The following is a 15,741-nucleotide window of genomic DNA, read 5'->3' as shown; positions in this document are numbered from 1 at the left end:
CGCGTACGCGCAATCGTGCGTCGTGCGCGCCACCCCTAAGTCGGCACTGGGCGGGCAACGCACCCTAAAGCCCGACCCACTCCGAGACGCCGTCGCGGAACCGCTGCCGCTTCCAGATCGGCACCCGCTGCTTGATCAGCTCGACGAGCTCTGCGCACGCATCGAAGGCCTCGCGGCGGTGCGGCGCGGCGACCGCGGCCACCAGCGCGGTGTCGCCGATCTCGAGCGCCCCGACCCGGTGCACGGCCGCGACCCGCAGCCCCGTCGACGCGGCGACCTGGCGGCAGCACTCGGCGATGAACCGCTCGGCCTCGGGGTGCGCCTGGTACTCCAGCGCGCTCACCGAGCGGCCGCCGTCGTGGTCGCGCACGACGCCGCTGAAGCTCACGACCGCGCCGTTCACCGACGCGCGCACGAATGCCTCGACCGGCTCGACGGTGATGGGATCGGCGCTGATCCCTGCCAGCACCTCGGGTGAGGCATCCGTTCGCGCATCGGTCACCCTGCGACGATACGTCACGGCGGGTTATCGTGACCGAATGACGTCGATCGCGCTGGGGATGCCGCAGCTGCGGCGCGACCCCCGCGCGCTGCCGCCCACCGACGGCCGCCCCGACACCCCCGAGCTGATCGACCGCTTCGGCCGGGTCGCCCACGATCTGCGCGTCTCGATCACCTCGACCTGTTCGCTGCGCTGCACCTATTGCATGCCCGAGCAGGGCCTGCCCGAGATCGCGCGCGACGACCTGCTCACCGCCGACGAGATCGGCCGCGTCGTCGGTATCGCCGTGCGCGAGCTCGGCGTGCGCGAGGTGCGGTTCACGGGCGGCGAGCCGCTGATGCGCGCCGACCTCGCCGACATCATCGCCGCGAGCCGCGCTGCGGCCACCGGTGCCGACTTCTCGATCACCACGAACGGCATCGGCCTCGACCGCCGCCTGCCCGCCCTGCTCGCCGCGGGGCTCGACCGCGTGAACATCTCGCTCGACACGGTGAACCCTGAGCACTTCGCGAAGCTGACGCGGCGCGACCGGCTCGAGTCCGTGCTTGCCGGCATCCGCGCCGCGAAAAACGCGGGGATCTCGCCCCTCAAGCTCAACGCGGTGATGATGCGCGAGACGCTTGGCGACGCCCCCCAGCTGCTCGCCTGGGCGCTCGAGAACGGGGCGCAGCTGCGCTACATCGAGCAGATGCCGCTCGATGCCGACCACAACTGGGCCCGCAATCACATGGTGACTGCGGCCGAGCTCATCGCCGTGCTGAGCGAGCACTACGAGCTCACGCCCGTCGGCCGGCCCGACGACCCGTCGTCGCCCGCCGAGGAATGGCTCGTCGACGGCGGCCCCGCCACCCTCGGCATCATCGCGTCGGTCACGCGCACCTTCTGCGAGTCCTGCGACCGCACCCGCCTCACCGCAGAGGGCACCGTGCGCTCGTGCCTGTTCGGCGACGACGAGACCGATCTGCGCGGCTTGCTGCGCGCGGGCGGCACCGATGATGAGCTGGCGGATGCCTGGCGAGCCGCCATGTGGAACAAGCAGGCCGGGCACGGCATCTCGCTGCCCGAGTTCGCGCCGCCGGTGCGTTCGATGGGGGCGATCGGTGGCTGAACTCACCATCAGGTACTTCGCGGCGGCGGCCGAGGCGACCGGCGTCGAGAGCGAGGCGCTCGCCGTAGAGCCCGCGACGCTCGGCACCCTGCAGGACGCGCTCGTCGAGCGCTACGGCGAGCCGATGCGGCGCATCCTGCGCTCCGGCTCGTTCCTCGTCGGCGGCATCGTGCGCCGCGACCGCGCGACGGCGCTGTCGGGCACGGTCGACGTGCTGCCGCCCTTCGCCGGCGGCTGACCCCGCCCGCCGGTCAAGTAGCTCGCTCTGCGCCGCGCCCGCTGGTCGAGTAGGTCGCTCTGCGCCGCGCCCTGCCGGTCGAGTAGGTCGCTCTGCGACCGTATCGAGACCCCACCCCGCCCGTCGGCCTGGCCGAACCGAGCCGAAACGCGCCAACATCCTCTTCGGTAAAGATATGGACACAGCGTTCATTTTGTGCTTATATGAACACAGCGTTCATTTTCCAATCACACCCGAAAGGCACATCATGACCGACACCACCACCCCTCGCGTCGCCCTCGTCACCGGCGGCTCCGGCGGCATCGGCAAGGCCGTCGTCGAGAAGCTCGCCGCAGACGGCTTCGCCGTCGCCGTGCACTACGCCGGCAACCAGGCCAAGGCCGACGCCCTCGTCGAGCAGATCACCGCGAACGGCGGTCGCGCGATCGCAGTGGGCGGCGACGTCGCCGACGAGATCGCAATGAAGGAGGCCTTCGACGCGACCGAGACCGCGTTCGGCGGCATCGACGTCGTCGTGAACACCGCCGGCATCATGCTGCTCAGCCCGATCGCGACGCTCGACTTCGCCGAGCTGGACCGGATGCACCGCACCAACATCCGCGGCGCCTTCGTCGTCTCCCAGCTCGCCGCCAACAGGCTGCGCGCCGGGGGTGCCCTGATCAACTTCTCGACCTCGGTCACGCGCACCCAGTTCCCGACGTACGGCGCCTACGTCGCCAGCAAGGCGGCCGTCGAGAGCATCACGATGATCCTCGCCCGCGAGTTGCGCGGCAAGGACATCACTGTCAACGCCGTGGCGCCCGGGCCCACCGCGACCCCGCTGTTCCTGAACGGCAAGGACGACGCCGCTATCCAGGGCCTCGCGAAGGCGGTTCCGCTCGAGCGCCTCGGTCAGCCGGAGGACATCGCAGAGACCGTCGCGTTCCTCGCGGGGCCGGCGCGCTGGGTGAACGGGCAGGTCATCTTCACCAACGGCGGCCTGGCCTAGGCATCCGCCGCCCCGACGCGCTGGCAGCACATACGCAACGAGAGACAAGGAAGACAGCAATGAGCAACATCATCGTCATCACGGGCGCGTCGAGCGGCTTCGGCGCGCTCACCGCGCGCGCCCTCGCGCAGGCGGGCAACACCGTCTATGCGGGCATGCGCGAGACGGCCGGGCGCAACGCGCCGCAGGTCAAGGCCGCGGCGGACTTCGCGGCAGCGAACGGCGTCGACCTGCGCGCCATCGAGATGGACGTCAACTCGCAGGACTCCGTCGACGCCGCCATCGCGCAGATCGAGAGCGAGCACGGCCGCATCGACGTCCTCGTCCACAACGCCGGCCACATGGTCGTCGGCCCCGCCGAGGCGTTCACCCCCGAGCAGCTCGCCGAGCTGTACAACGTGAACGTGCTGTCCACGCAGCGGGTGAACCGCGCCGCCCTGCCGGGCATGCGCCGGCGCGGGGCAGGCCTCGTGCTCTGGGTCTCGAGCAGCAGCGTCAAGGGCGGCACGCCCCCGTATCTGGCGCCCTACTTCGCGGCCAAGGCCGCCATGGACTCGCTCGCGGTGTCCTACGCGGCCGAGCTCGCCCGCTGGGGGGTCGAGACCTCGATCGTCGTTCCCGGCTCGTTCACGAGCGGCACCAACCACTTCGCGCACTCCGGCCGCCCGAGCGACACGGCGACCGAGGCCGAGTACGAGGCGAAGTATGCCGGCCTGATGGACCAGGTCGCCGAGAAGCTCGCCGCGCTCGCGCCCGAGGGCGCCGACGCCTCGCTCGTGTCGGACGAGATCGCCCGCATCGTCGCGCTGCCGGCAGGGCAGCGGCCGTATCGGGTGCACATCGACCCCGCGAACGACGGCTCGGAAGAGGTCTCGGAGCTCGCCGATCGCATCCGCCGCGAGTTCCTCACCCGCGTCGGCCTCGACGACCTCGTGACCGGGGCTGGGCGATGAGCGAGCGGCAGCTGCCCGCGGCGATCCACACGTTCATCGACGCGACCAATCGAGGCGATACGGATGCCTTCGCGGCGGCCTTCACCGAGGACGCGCACCTCAACGACTGGGGTCGCGACTTCACCGGCCGCGATGGCGTGCTCTCGTGGAACCGCACCGACAACATCGGCGTCAACGCGCACTTCGAGCTCGTCGACGTGGCTCCCGCTGAGCACCCCGACAGCTACCTGGTGACGCTGACCGTGAGCGGCGACGGGTATAACGGGACGGGGCCGATGACGTTCACGCTGCGCGACGGCCTGATCGCCGAGCTGCTGATCAGCTGACGCCCACGATGAGCCGGACGAAGATGAGCCAGACGAAAGAGAACGACGTGCCCGCAGAGACCCGCGCCGAACCGCCGGCGACACCCCGCCGCGGCCGCGGCCGCCGGCCCGCCGACGAGGTCAGGGCCGACGTGCTGCGCACCGTGGGCGAGCTGCTGCTTCGCGAGGGCATGGCGGCGGTCACCTTCGACGGCATCGCCCGCGCCTCGGGCGTCAGCAAGACGACGATCTACAAGTGGTGGCCGTCGGCGGGGGCGCTCGCCCTCGACGGCTACTTCCACGCGGTCGAGCCCATGCTGGCCTTCGAAGACACGGGGGACATCCGCGCCGATCTGACCCATCAACTGCATTCGTTCGCCCGTGTGATGACGCAGACCGCCGGCGGCCGGGTGCTCACCGAGATCATCGGCCGCGCCCAGAGCGACGCCGACCTCGCCCGGGCGTACCGCGAGCTGTACTCCTCAGAGCGGCGGCGCCTCGCGGTCGCGCGCATGCAGAAGGCGGTCGAGGCGGGCCAGATCCGGGGCGATGTCGACCTGCAGGTGCTCGTCGACCAGCTCTGGGGCGCGGTCTACCACCGGTTGCTCATTCCCGACGAGCCCGTCACCGAGGCGTTCGTCGACGCGTTGATCGACAACCTGCTGCGCGGCATCCAATAGCCCCGCCCCGCTGGTCGAGTAGCTCGCGCGGAGCCCTGCCCGCTGGTCGAGTAGCTCGCGCTGCGCCTCACCCCGCTGGTCGAGTAGCTCGCGCTGCGCCGCGCCCCGCTGGTCGAGTAGCTCGCTCTGTGCCGCGCCCGCTGGTCGAGTAGGTCGCTCTGCGACCGTATCGAGACCCCGTCAGTAGCGAGGAACCGACGCATCGACCTCGCGCGACCACGCGTCGATGCCGCCGGCGAGCGAGGTGACCGACTCGAAATCCAGCTGCCGCAGCTGGTCGCGCGCGATCGCAGAGCGATACCCCGAGTGGCAGTAGACGACGGTGGGCGCAGCAGGGTCGAGCTCGCTCCAGCGCGCGACGAGCTGCCGCGACGGAATCAGCACTGCGCCAGGCAGCGACGCGAGGTCGGCCTCCCACGGCTCGCGCACATCGACGAGCTGGATCGCCTCGCCGGCGGCGCGCAGTGCGGCGAGCGCCTCCGCCGAGATCTCGTCGGGGGTCTGGTCTGCAGGGGGAGTCATGGCTGTGGCATCCGTTTCTTCTCGGGCGGCGACGCCGCAAAAAGCTTCGTAATCGATGAGCCCGGTCACCGGCATTCGCTCAGGGTCGCGCGCATACGCGAGCTCGCGGAAGCCGCCGTCGCGCGCGTCGTACGCGACCACGCGCCCGAGCAGCGGCTCGCCGATGCCGGTGATGAGCTTGACGGCCTCGCTCACGAGCAGGCCGCCGACCACCGTGCACACCGATGGCAGCACGCCCGCCTCGGCGCACGACGGCACGGTGCCGGGCTCGGGCGGCACGGGGAACAGGTCGCGATACGTGGGCCCCCGATCAGACCACGAGACGCCGAGCTGGCCGCCGAACTGGTGCACCGCGCCCCACACCGAGGGGATGCCGCTCAGCGTCGCGGCGTCGTCGACGAGGTACCGCGTCGGGAAGTTGTCGCTGCCGTCGATGACGAGATCGTATGCACCGAACAGCTCGAGCGCGTTCGACGACGACAGCCGGTCGAGGTGCGCACGCACGCTCACCTCGGGGTTCAGCTCGCGCAGCCGGGCCGCGGCCCGGGCCGCCTTGGGTGCCCCGACGTCGAACGGCGCATACAGCGTCTGCCGGTGCAGGTTGGTCGCATCGACCACGTCGTCGTCGACGATGCCGATCGTGCCGACGCCCATCGCCGCGAGCTGCGGCAGCACCGCGCTGCCGAGACCGCCGGCGCCGATGACGAGCACGCGCGCCGCGCCGAGCGCCGCCTGGCCGCCCGAGCCGAAGCCGGGCAGCATCAGCTGACGGGAGTAGCGCGCGAGATCCGGCACCCCTCGATTCTCACACCGTGCGCGCACCCGGCGCCCCGGCGCATTACGCTCGCCTGAAATGCGCGATGTGATCGAACGGATGCTGGGGGCGTGGCGCTCGGGTGAGAGCGCCGGCCTCGCGACGGTCGTGCGCACCTTCCGCTCGGCGCCGCGCGAGCCGGGCGCCGCGATGCTCGTCACGGCCGACGGCTCGGTCATGGGCTCGGTCTCGGGCGGCTGCGTCGAAGGCGCCGTCTACGACCTGGCCCGCGAGGCGATCGCCGGCACCCCGCCCACCCTCGAGACCTTCGGCGTGAGCGACGACGACGCCTTCGCGGTGGGCCTGAGCTGCGGCGGCATCCTCGACGTCTTCATCGAGGCTCTCTCGCCGCGCACCTTCCCCGAGCTCGAGGCGCTCGCCGCAGACCTCGCCGATGACCGACCGGTCGCGCTCGCGACCGTTGTGGGGCATCCGGATGCCTCACGCGTCGGCGCCCACCTCGTGGTGCGCGCCGACGAGACGCTCGGCACGCTCGGCTCGCCCGTCGCCGACCTGCGCGTGGGCGACGATGCGCGCGGCATGCTCGCGCAGGGCGGCACGGGAGTCCTCGAGTGCGGGCCAGAGGGCGAGCGGCTCGGCAGCGGCATGCGCGTCTTCGTGCACAGCTTCGCGCCCGCCCCGCGCATGCTCGTCTTCGGTGCGACGGCGCACGCGGCGGCCCTCGCGCGGCAGGGCGCCTTCCTCGGCTTCCGGGTCACGGTGTGCGACGCGCGGCCGGTGTTCGCGACGGCCGAGCGCTTCCCCGGGGTCGAGGTCGTCGTCGATCGCCCCGATCGCTATCTCGCCGCGCAGCTCGCCGCCGGTGCCGTCGACGGCCGCACCGCGATCTGCGTGCTCACCCATGACCCGAAGTTCGACGTGCCGCTGCTCGAGGTCGCCCTGCGCGGCCCGCGGGTCGCGTACCTCGGCGCGATGGGGTCGCGCCGCACGCACGACGACCGCGCTCGGCGGCTGCGCGAGGCGGGAGTGACGGATGCCGAGCTGAAGCGGCTGCGCAGCCCGCTCGGCCTCGACCTCGGCGCGCGCACTCCTGAGGAGACCGCGGTGTCCATCGCCGCCGAGATCATCGCGGCGCGCTGGGGCGGCTCGGGCGCCGCGCTCGCCGAGGCCTCCGGCCCCATCCATCGCGCGAACGACCTCGCGTCGCCCTGGGCTCACGACTCGCGCACGATCTCCTCCGGCGCCTTGTCGGGCCGCAGCCCCCGCCACGACGGCTGACGCAGCCGGCCGTCGCGCGTCCATTCGGCGAACTCGACCTCGCCGACGAGATCGGGCCTCAGCCAGTGCGCGTCGCTCGCATCCGCGCGCGGCACATCGACGAGCGCGGGCGTCTTCCGTTCGCGCTTCTTGGCGAGCGCCGCCAGCTCGTCGAGCGTTCGGTCGGTGAATCCGGTGCCCACGCGCCCGACGTATGTGAGGCCGGCCTCGCTCGGAATCCCGAGCAGCAGCGACCCCACGGTTCCGGCCCGCCGCCCGTTGCCGGGGCGCCACCCGGCGACGACGACCTCCTGCGTGCGGTGCAGCTTGACCTTGATCCATGCCTCCGAGCGCTTTCCGACGCGGTAGGGCGCCTCGCGGTCCTTCACCATGACGCCTTCGAGGCGCAGCTCGCGCGCCCGGCCGAGCGCCTCGTCGACCGTGCCGTCGAACTCGGGCGGCACCAGGATGTCGCCTTCAGAGCGCACCGTGTCCTCCAGCATCCGCCGCCGCTCGTCATAGCCGTGCCCCGTGACCTCCTCGCCGTCCAGCTCGAGCAGGTCGAACAGCATGAACTTCACCGGCACGCCCTTGCGCACGCGCTCGACGTCGCCGGGCTTCGTCAGCCTCATGCGCTGCTGCAGCAGCCCGAAGTCGGGCAGCCCGCGCTTGTCGACGCCGATCACCTCGCCGTCGAGCACCGCGTCGTGGCCGCCCGTGCGCTCGGCGAGGTCGGCGAACTCGGGGTACGTCGTCGTGATGTCGATGCCGTTGCGGCTCACGAGCTTGGTCGTGCCGCCGCGCACATAGGCGAGCACGCGCACGCCGTCCCACTTCATCTCGACGGCCACGTTTTCCGCATGCGCGGACTTCTCGCTGCCGAGCGTTGCGAGCATGGGCCGGTACTCGCGTTTCGAAGCGGATGCCTTGCCTGACCCCTTCTTGGCAGGGGCCTTCTTGCCCGCTGGTCGAGTAGGTCGCTCTGCGACCGTATCGAGACCCTCTCCTGACGACGGGCTCTTCCCCCTCTTCCCCTGCTGATCCAGTTCCATCCGGTGAATCAGCCAGTTCTTCTCGTCGCCGCCCTGCTTGGTCTGAATCAGCGCCACCTTCACCGGCTCGCCGCCGAGGCCCCCGTCGCGCTGCCCGTGCAGTGTCGCGATCACCTCGTTGTCGCGGAACTTCTCGAACTCGTATGTCCCGTGGTCCCAGATATCCACGTGGCCCGCGCCGTACTCGCCCTTCGGGATGTCGCCCGAGAACGAGCCGTACTCGATCGGGTGGTCCTCGACGTGCACCGCGAGGTGGTTCTTCTCTCCGGGCGCGGGCACGCCCTTCGGCAGCGCCCAGCTGACCAGCACGCCGTCGTGCTCGAGCCGGAAGTCGTAGTGCAGCCGCCGCGCGGCGTGCTTCTGGATCACGAACGACTTCCCGGCCCCCGGCCGCGGTGCCTTCTCGGGCACCGGTTCCGGCGTCTTCTTCGCATCGCGCATGCTGCGATAGGTCGCGAGCCTGTCCGCCTCCGCATCGTTCTGGGCGGGCGGGGCCAGCGGCTGCGCGGCATCCCCCCGCTTCTTTATCAGCCCCATGACCTCGTGCAGCTCGATCTGGCGCAGGCGACCAGAGGTGATCTCGCGCCAGGTGCGCGGCATCGCCACGAACGGCCGCGATCGGCCGCGCAGCGAGTACGGCGTGACGGTCGTCTTCGCGGCGTTGTTCTGACTCCAGTCGAGCATCACCTTGCCGCGCCGATCGACCTTCTTCATGGTCGAGATGACGAGGTCGGGGTGATCCGCCTCGAGCGAGCGGGCGAGCTCGTGAGCGAGTTGGTTGATCTGCTCTGAGGTCGAGTTCCCGTCGAGCGCGGCGTAGAGGTGGATGCCTTTGCTGCCACTTGTGACGGGAACGGAGTCGAGCCCCATGTCGTCGAGGATCGCCTTGACGAGCTTCGCCGCCTCGACGCACTCGGGCAGCCCGACGCCCTCACCGGGGTCGAGGTCGAGCACCATCCTGTCGGGATTGCCGCGCTCGCCGGCATCCGTGAATCTCCACTGCGGCACGTGCAGCTCGAGCGACGCGATCTGCGCCAGCCAGGTCAGCGTCGCGACGTCGTTCAGCAGCGGGTAGCTGTTGTCGTGGTCCTTGTGGTGGATCACCTGACGCGCCACCCAGTCGGGCGTCGAGTCGTCGAGGTCCTTCTGGAAGAACACCATGCCGGGCTTCTCGGCCGTGCCCACGCCGTTCACCCAGCGCTTGCGCGTCACGGGCCGGCCTGCGGCGTACGGCAGCAGGTAGGGCGCGACCTCGGTGTAGTACCTGATCACGTCGCCCTTCGTGGTCCCCGTCTCGGGGTACATCACCTTGTCGAGGTTGCTCAGCGTGAGGCGGTGACCCTCGACCTCAACGATCTGCTCATTCTTCTTCGCCACGTGCGGCAGGCTAAGGTCGCGCCCGCCTCGCCTCCAGGGGGTTGAAATCGAGCGGATGCCTGGGCCAGATGGATCTATGCGAGCTATCGGTAAGCGCTCGATCTCCTTCGGGCTCGTGAACGTGCCCGTGAAGATCTATACGGCCACGCAGGACCACGACATCGCCCTGCACCAGGTGCACGACAAAGACGGCGGGCGCATCCACTACGAGCGCCGCTGCGATATCTGCGGCAAGGTCATCCCGTTCGAGCACATCGACCACGCCTACGACGCGGGGGACCGCACGGTCGTGATCGACGACGACGACATGGAGGCGCTGCCAGAGGCGAGCCGCGACGACGTCGAGGTCATCGAGTTCGTGCCGTCTGAGCAGCTCGACCCGATCACCTTCGAGCGCAGCTACTACCTCGAGCCCGAGAAGGGCGGCGTGAAGGCATACGTGCTGCTGCGCCGGACGCTCGAGCGCACCGACCGCACGGCGATCGTGCGATTCGCGCTGCGCAACAAGACCCATCTGGGTGCGCTGCGCGTGCACGACGACGGCGTGATGGTGCTGCAGTCGCTGCTGTGGGGTGACGAGGTGCGCGAGGCCGACTTCTCGGTGCTCGAGAAGCCGCCGCGCATCACCCCAAAGGAGCAGGAGCTCGCGGACTCGCTCGTGAAGAGCCTCGAGGCGGATTTCAACCCCGAGGACTACAAGGACGAGTACCAGGACGAGCTCAAGAAGCTCATCGACGCCAAGCTCGAACAGGGCGACACGGTCGACACCGCGGCCACCTTCGGCGAGGAAGCCGAGGACGAGGGCGGCGAGGAAGGCGGCGCCGAGGTCGTCGACCTGATGGAGGCGCTGCGCCGCAGCGTCGATCGCAAGCGGTCGGCGGGGTCGTCCGCGTCTTCCGGGTCGTCCGGCTCGCGCTCTTCCGGCAGCAGGCGCCGAAAGGCAAACTGACCGCGAGCAAAGGAGCCACACCATGCTGACATCCACGCACGCGTTCAGCGGCCTCGGCGTCGACGACCTCGATGCGGCCAAGCAGTTCTACGGCGGAAAGCTCGGTCTCACGATCGACGAGAACCCCGCTGGGCTCACGCTGCGACTGCCCGGCGGCACGCTGTTCGTCTACCAGTCGCCGAGCTTCACCCCTGCGGGCTACACGGTGCTGAACTTCGAGGTCGAGGACATCGACGTGGCTGCCGCAGAGCTCGCGGCGGCGGGCATCGAGCTCGAGCGCTACGAGGGCATGCCGCACAGCCACAACGGCGTCGTGCGCGGCAGAGAGGCCGGGCAGGGGCCCGACATCGGCTGGTTCCGGGACCCGAGCGGCAACATCCTGTCGATCCTGCAGGGCTGACCCCTCGCGGTGATCGCCCGCCCGACGACTGATGGGGCCAACGCGGTCAGGAGGGGTGGCTCCTGACCGCGTCGGCCCCAGTCAAGGGATGCGGTTACCGGCGGGGAGTGCCGGCAGTCCGCTCCTTCCGGCGCAGCAGAAGTGCGACTGCGCCGATCATCAGCAGGGCGAGCGCAGAGGCGAGCCCGGCGCTGATGTCTGTTCCGGTGGTGGCCAGGGCGCCCGCGGCCGAAGCGGCTGCCGGGGCAGCTGCCGCGTCGAGGGTGACCGGGGCGCTGGCAGCGACGGCGCCGGTGATCAGACCGGTCGTCTCGGAGCCGCCGTTGCCGCCGTTCGCGCCATCGCCGGGGTTGGTGCCGTCGCCGGGGTTGGTGCCGTCGCCGGGGTTGGTGCCGTCGCCGGGGTTGGTGCCGTCGCCGGGGTTGGTGCCGTCGCCGGGGTCGGTGCCGTCGCCGGGGTCGGTTCCGTCGCCGGGGTCGGTTCCGTCGCCCGGGTCGGTTGCGGCCGGGTCGGTGTCACCGAGCACGTCGGTGAGCACGGGGTCCAGCAGCCCGGACTGGGCGGTGACATCCGAGCTCACGACGTCGAGCAGGCCGCCCACCGGGTCGTCCGACTGAAGCGCGTCAGCGGCATCGGCGAGGGTCTGGTTCGCGCCGGCGAGGGTGTCGTCGACGGTCTGGACGGTGTCGGTCACGGCGTCGTCGAGCAGGCCGCCGGCGTCCGTGATGTCGCCGACCACGTCGCCGCCGGACTCGAGGTCCGTGAGGATGTCGTCGACGTTGCTCGCGGCGTCGCCGACGAGGCCGCCCTCGACGAGGGCGCCGTCACCGGCGACGTCGTTCAACGCGGAGTCGTCGCCGGTGACATCGGCGATCGGCGAGTCGTCGCCGGTGAGCGCGTCGAGCGGGCTGTCCGAACCGAGCAGCGGGTCGACGATCGGGTCGCCCACAACCTGGTCGAGCACCGTGCCCGGGTCGGTCAGGTCCTCGACGACATTGCCGTCGTCGGTGAGCTGGTCCACGATGTTGTCGTCGCCGAGCAGGCTGTCGACGAGGCCGTCGTCGAGGGCGCCCGTTATCGGCGCCGTGACGGCAGACGCGCCGCCTGCGGGAGCCGAGGTGCCGGAGTCGCCCAGCAGGTCCGCTGCCGCGTCGTCGACGAGCCCGGTGGAGTCGAGCGCGTCGGCGGTGTTGCTGCCGGCATCCGCCACAGTCTCGCTGAGATCGCCCGCGACGTCGCCGCCGGTGAGCAGGTCGTTCACGGTCTGTGCGCCGTCCGAGAGGGCATCGGCGACGAGGCCGTTGGCCACCTGGTCGGTGAGGTTGTCAGCGGCGTCCTGGCCGGTGGTGGTCAGGTCGTTCACGACGCCGTCCACGGTGGTGCCGAGGTCGGCCGCCACGGGCTCGCCCGAGGCGAGGTCGTCGATCACGGCATCGGTGTTCGTGGTGGCGTCGCCGACGAGGCCGCCCTCGACGAGCGTGCCGTCACCGGCGATGTCGTTCAGTCCCGAGTCCTGCCCGACGGCCGCGTCCACGATGTCCGACGTGGCGGTCGTGTCGGTCAGGCCGTCCACAGCACCGGTCACCGGCGCAAGGGTCGCAGGCAGCTCGCTGTCCGAACCGAGCACCGGGTCGAGCACATCGTCGCCCACGAGGGTGTCGACGGGGCTGTCGGAACCGGTCAGATCCTCGAGCGGCGTCGCATCCGTGCCGCCGAGCACGGCCGAGGTGACGTCGGTGAGCCCGGTGTCGGTGACGGGCGCGAGAACGGCCGTCAGGTCGTCGCCGGCCACCGTGTCGGTTCCAGGTGCCGAGCTCGTGTCGGTCGTCGCACCGAGGGTGTCGGCGAGAACGTCGTCGGTGAGGCCACTCGAGTCGGTGGCATCCGCCGTGCCGGTGAGAGCGTCGTTCACGGTCGCGGCGAGGTCATCGCCGGTCGCGGCCGGGTCGCCGCCGAGCAGGTCGCCCGCCGTGGTGGCGACATTGTCGGTCGCCGTCGGGACGACGCCCGAGTCGCCGAGCAGCTGCGAGCTGTCGGTCTGCACGTCGTTCAGCGTGGTGTTCACATCGGCGACGGCTCCGTCGACCGTGTCGGTGAGGGCGCCTGCCACGTCCCCGCCCGAGGCGGCGGCGTGCAGCACTCCGTCGACGTTGGCCGCGGCATCCCCGACGGTGCCGCCGTCGACGACGCTCCCGTCCCCGGGAACGTCAGCGGCAGCCGAGTCGGACCCGACCAGCGCGTCGACGACCGTCGGGACCGCGGTCCCTGCGGTAGCGGCGTCGACGGCCGAGGCCACCGGGTCGAGAGCCGTGTTTGAGCCGACCAGGCTGTCGACCACCGTATCGCCGGCGATGGCGTCGACCGGGCCGTTGTTCGCCAGCAGAGACGAGACGAGCCCGGTGCCGGAGGTGTTCGAGGCGTCGGAAGTTGTTGAGGTGTCGGGGTCACCGGTGGCGGCATTCGCCGCTGCGGCCCCCGCGAGGGTCAGACCCCCGAGGGCGACTGCGAACCACAGCGCCCTGACGGCATTGGTTTTCATTGGAGAAGCTCCTTGACTGGGTAGGAGGGATCGCCCGCACGCGGGCGGTCCTGCGGATGCGTCTGTCCGCCACGCGCTCGCCGCAACGGCGAACGGGCAGACTGCGCCCTACCTAGTCAGGAGACGAGTCGTTCTCGAAGACGGGGGATGCCGGCAGTGCATCTCCGTCGACGAGGGAAGAGAACCCCGCAAGCGCTGCGGGGAAGAAGAAGTCGCCGATCGTGCCGGCGAGTGCGGTGGTGCCCGAGCCGCCCGACCCGCTGGCCGACGTTCCCGCCGGTCCGCCTGCGGAGGCGAGCCCGGCGCCAGGCGCCAGAGGCGCGGGCGTGGGAGCGGTGCCGCCGAGCGGCGCCGAGTGGGCGGCGGCGAGCGCGGCACCGGCCGCGGCGAGATGCTGCTGGCCGGCCTCCGCGAAGGTGTGCAGCGCAGGCCCGAAGGGTGCGCCCGCGTTGGTCGCTGCGCCGACGGCCTCGAGAGGGGCGGCGACGGAGCTGGAATCCGAATCGGCGACGGCGTGCGCGCTCGCCGACGCGTCGGGCGTGCCGATCGCACCTGGCGTGCCCGGAGCGACGCCGCCGGTCGTCGGCAGAGAGCCGGGCTCAGAGCTGTCGGAGCCGTCGGGCGTGAGGCTCGACGTGAGCGCGCCCGTGGTGTCGGTAACGGTCGTGTCGACGGTCTCGGCAACCGAGCCGACGGTGTTGTCGAGCCCGGATGCGGCAGGCGAAAGCACGGTTGAAACCGGGTTCTGACCAGCGATTCCGCTGACGACCCCGCCGACCACGGGCACCTGCTCGACGTCGGTGACGACGCTGTCGACGGTGCTCGGGACGCCGCCTACGAGGCTCCCCACGGGCTTCGCGGCGGCGAGCTGCGACACCGTGTTCGTGACGGGCTGCGTCACGTGGGTGACGGTGTTGACGACGGGTGCGGTCACCTGCTTGACCGGCGCCTGAACCGGTGCGGGAAGTGCGTTCACCGTCGTCGAGACCACCGTTGAGACCGTGGTGTTGACCGGCGTCGTGACCGCGGTGACGACTTTTCCGACGCCCCCGACGGTGCTGTCCGCCACGCCGGTGACGGCGCCGAGCGTCGAGCCGACGCCGCTCAGCGTCGAGCCGAGCAGAGAGTCGCCCGAACCTGCCGGCGCTTCGGCCGAGACGGTTTCGGCGTGCGCCTCAGATGGCGCCAGAACCTGCGAGAGGGCGAAGAGTCCGCCTCCGACGGCGGTCGCGATCAGCGCGCTGCGAATCGTGGCTTTGAGCCACGACGGCATGCGCCGATCCGAATCCATTACCGTCCCCCAGGGTAGAAATCCATCGTCAGGCTATCTGACAACTGACCGGGGCTCAATAGCGACCGCGAAACCTTTCCTCACTTTCGGCCCGTCGATGGGGGCCGGGGCGCCCTCCGCAGTATGTCGGGCGCCCAGTCGCGGCGAAATGTGGCGCTCAAGAGCGGTGAGTGTATAGTCACTCACATGCCCCGTCCTGTCCTCTCCTCCGCCGAGAGCCGCCGCCCACTCGTCGCGGCTGCGGCCATCGACGCGTTCGCGCGCGGCGGCTTCCATGCGACCACGGTGGCCGATGTCGCTCGCGGGGCGAAGATCTCGTCGGCCTACGTGTTCAAGTTGTTCTCGGGTAAGAACGCGGTGTTCGTCGCGGCCCTCGAGCGGTGTTTCGACGAGATCCTCGCCGCGCTCGAGCGCGGCGCCGACGCGGCCGAAGAGCAGTCAGCCGACGCGGTGCTGGATGCGATGGGCGCCGCCTACGCTCAGCTCATCGCCGACCGCCGGCTACTGCTGCTGCAGGTCCATGCGCAGTCCGTCGCGGATGTGCCCGAGATCGGCGCCGCACTGCGGGCCGGTCTCGCCCGCGTCACCTCCTTCGCGAAGACCCGCTCGGGCGCGACCGACGATGAGGTGCAGCGCTTCATGGCGTTCGGGCAGCTGTGCCACCTGATCGTGACGGCGCAGATCTGGGACCTGCCCGATGACTGGGCCAAGACCCTGACCCACGGAGTCCGCCACCCTGGCTGAGTCCGCGCCGCTCGGTGAGGAGCACGCCGATCGCGCTTCCCGTCGAAGTGAGTGACCGATC

At 70.8% G+C, this 15,741-nt stretch carries 15 protein-coding genes; 10 read left to right on the top strand and 5 right to left on the bottom strand.

All coding sequences use genetic code 11. The features are described 5' to 3' along the window. Positions 1-64: 64 nt before the first annotated feature. Positions 65-457: a molybdenum cofactor biosynthesis protein MoaE gene (locus tag ABD716_RS00220; protein ID WP_425553364.1), complete on the bottom strand. Its 393-nt coding sequence runs from the start codon at positions 455-457 to the stop codon at positions 65-67. Between the two features lie 82 nt (positions 458-539). On the opposite strand from ABD716_RS00220, the gene moaA reads away from it, so the two are divergent. From moaA to ABD716_RS00190, 6 genes are all read left to right on the top strand, one after another. Further along, positions 540-1,610 (top strand): GTP 3',8-cyclase MoaA, encoded by a 1,071-nt coding sequence (moaA, locus tag ABD716_RS00215; RefSeq protein WP_344772567.1) that lies wholly within the window; start codon positions 540-542, stop codon positions 1,608-1,610. Further along, positions 1,603-1,848: a MoaD/ThiS family protein gene (locus ABD716_RS00210; protein ID WP_344772565.1), complete on the top strand. Its 246-nt coding sequence runs from the start codon at positions 1,603-1,605 to the stop codon at positions 1,846-1,848. The genes moaA and ABD716_RS00210 overlap by 8 nt, the downstream gene beginning before the upstream one ends. A gap of 247 nt (positions 1,849-2,095) precedes the next feature. Next, positions 2,096-2,836, top strand: coding sequence for an SDR family oxidoreductase (locus tag ABD716_RS00205; RefSeq protein ID WP_344772563.1), 741 nt, complete (start codon positions 2,096-2,098; stop codon positions 2,834-2,836). A gap of 59 nt (positions 2,837-2,895) precedes the next feature. Further along, the gene (locus ABD716_RS00200) at positions 2,896-3,789 is read left to right on the top strand and encodes an SDR family NAD(P)-dependent oxidoreductase (protein ID WP_344772561.1); all 894 of its coding nucleotides are present in this window, start codon (positions 2,896-2,898) and stop codon (positions 3,787-3,789) included. Further along, complete coding sequence (locus tag ABD716_RS00195; RefSeq protein WP_344772559.1) at positions 3,786-4,115, top strand: nuclear transport factor 2 family protein; 330 nt, start codon at positions 3,786-3,788, stop codon at positions 4,113-4,115. Before ABD716_RS00200 ends, ABD716_RS00195 begins: the two co-directional genes overlap by 4 nt. A gap of 23 nt (positions 4,116-4,138) precedes the next feature. Further along, entirely contained in the window at positions 4,139-4,774 is a 636-nt protein-coding gene (locus ABD716_RS00190) for a TetR/AcrR family transcriptional regulator (RefSeq protein ID WP_344772557.1), read from the top strand. Positions 4,775-4,954: 180 nt separating this feature from the next. Here ABD716_RS00190 and ABD716_RS00185 read toward each other — a convergent pair whose 3' ends face one another. Beyond that, positions 4,955-6,091, bottom strand: coding sequence for a ThiF family adenylyltransferase (locus ABD716_RS00185; RefSeq protein ID WP_344772555.1), 1,137 nt, complete (start codon positions 6,089-6,091; stop codon positions 4,955-4,957). 58 nt (positions 6,092-6,149) lie between these two features. Between ABD716_RS00185 and ABD716_RS00180 the strand changes: the two genes are divergently transcribed. Continuing rightward, complete coding sequence (locus ABD716_RS00180; RefSeq protein WP_344772553.1) at positions 6,150-7,349, top strand: XdhC family protein; 1,200 nt, start codon at positions 6,150-6,152, stop codon at positions 7,347-7,349. On the opposite strand, the gene ABD716_RS00175 is transcribed toward ABD716_RS00180, so the two are convergent. Further along, on the bottom strand, positions 7,286-9,757 hold the full coding sequence (locus tag ABD716_RS00175) for an ATP-dependent DNA ligase (protein ID WP_344772551.1): 2,472 nt from the start codon (positions 9,755-9,757) through the stop codon (positions 7,286-7,288). The genes ABD716_RS00180 and ABD716_RS00175 overlap by 64 nt on opposite strands. A gap of 76 nt (positions 9,758-9,833) precedes the next feature. Here ABD716_RS00175 and ku point away from each other — a divergent pair, with 76 nt between their 5' ends. Next, the gene (gene ku, locus ABD716_RS00170; protein ID WP_344772549.1) at positions 9,834-10,706 is read left to right on the top strand and encodes a non-homologous end joining protein Ku; all 873 of its coding nucleotides are present in this window, start codon (positions 9,834-9,836) and stop codon (positions 10,704-10,706) included. Positions 10,707-10,728: 22 nt separating this feature from the next. After that, positions 10,729-11,106 carry a VOC family protein gene (locus ABD716_RS00165; RefSeq protein WP_344772547.1) on the top strand — a complete coding sequence of 126 codons (378 nt, stop codon included), beginning with the start codon at positions 10,729-10,731 and terminating at the stop codon, positions 11,104-11,106. 94 nt (positions 11,107-11,200) lie between these two features. Here ABD716_RS00165 and ABD716_RS00160 read toward each other — a convergent pair whose 3' ends face one another. Together ABD716_RS00160 and ABD716_RS00155 are read right to left on the bottom strand one after the other, a co-directional pair. Continuing rightward, positions 11,201-13,645 carry a beta strand repeat-containing protein gene (locus ABD716_RS00160; RefSeq protein ID WP_344772545.1) on the bottom strand — a complete coding sequence of 815 codons (2,445 nt, stop codon included), beginning with the start codon at positions 13,643-13,645 and terminating at the stop codon, positions 11,201-11,203. 112 nt (positions 13,646-13,757) lie between these two features. Continuing rightward, positions 13,758-14,918, bottom strand: coding sequence for a hypothetical protein (locus ABD716_RS00155; protein ID WP_344772543.1), 1,161 nt, complete (start codon positions 14,916-14,918; stop codon positions 13,758-13,760). Between the two features lie 204 nt (positions 14,919-15,122). Here ABD716_RS00155 and ABD716_RS00150 point away from each other — a divergent pair, with 204 nt between their 5' ends. Next, the gene (locus ABD716_RS00150) at positions 15,123-15,680 is read left to right on the top strand and encodes a TetR/AcrR family transcriptional regulator (RefSeq protein ID WP_344772541.1); all 558 of its coding nucleotides are present in this window, start codon (positions 15,123-15,125) and stop codon (positions 15,678-15,680) included. Positions 15,681-15,741: the final 61 nt, after the last annotated feature.

Origin of the sequence: Gryllotalpicola kribbensis (assembly GCF_039538245.1) — a bacterium.
GTDB classification, from domain to species: Bacteria; Actinomycetota; Actinomycetes; order Actinomycetales; family Microbacteriaceae; genus Gryllotalpicola; species Gryllotalpicola kribbensis.
This window is presented reverse-complemented; position numbering and strand designations above follow the sequence as displayed.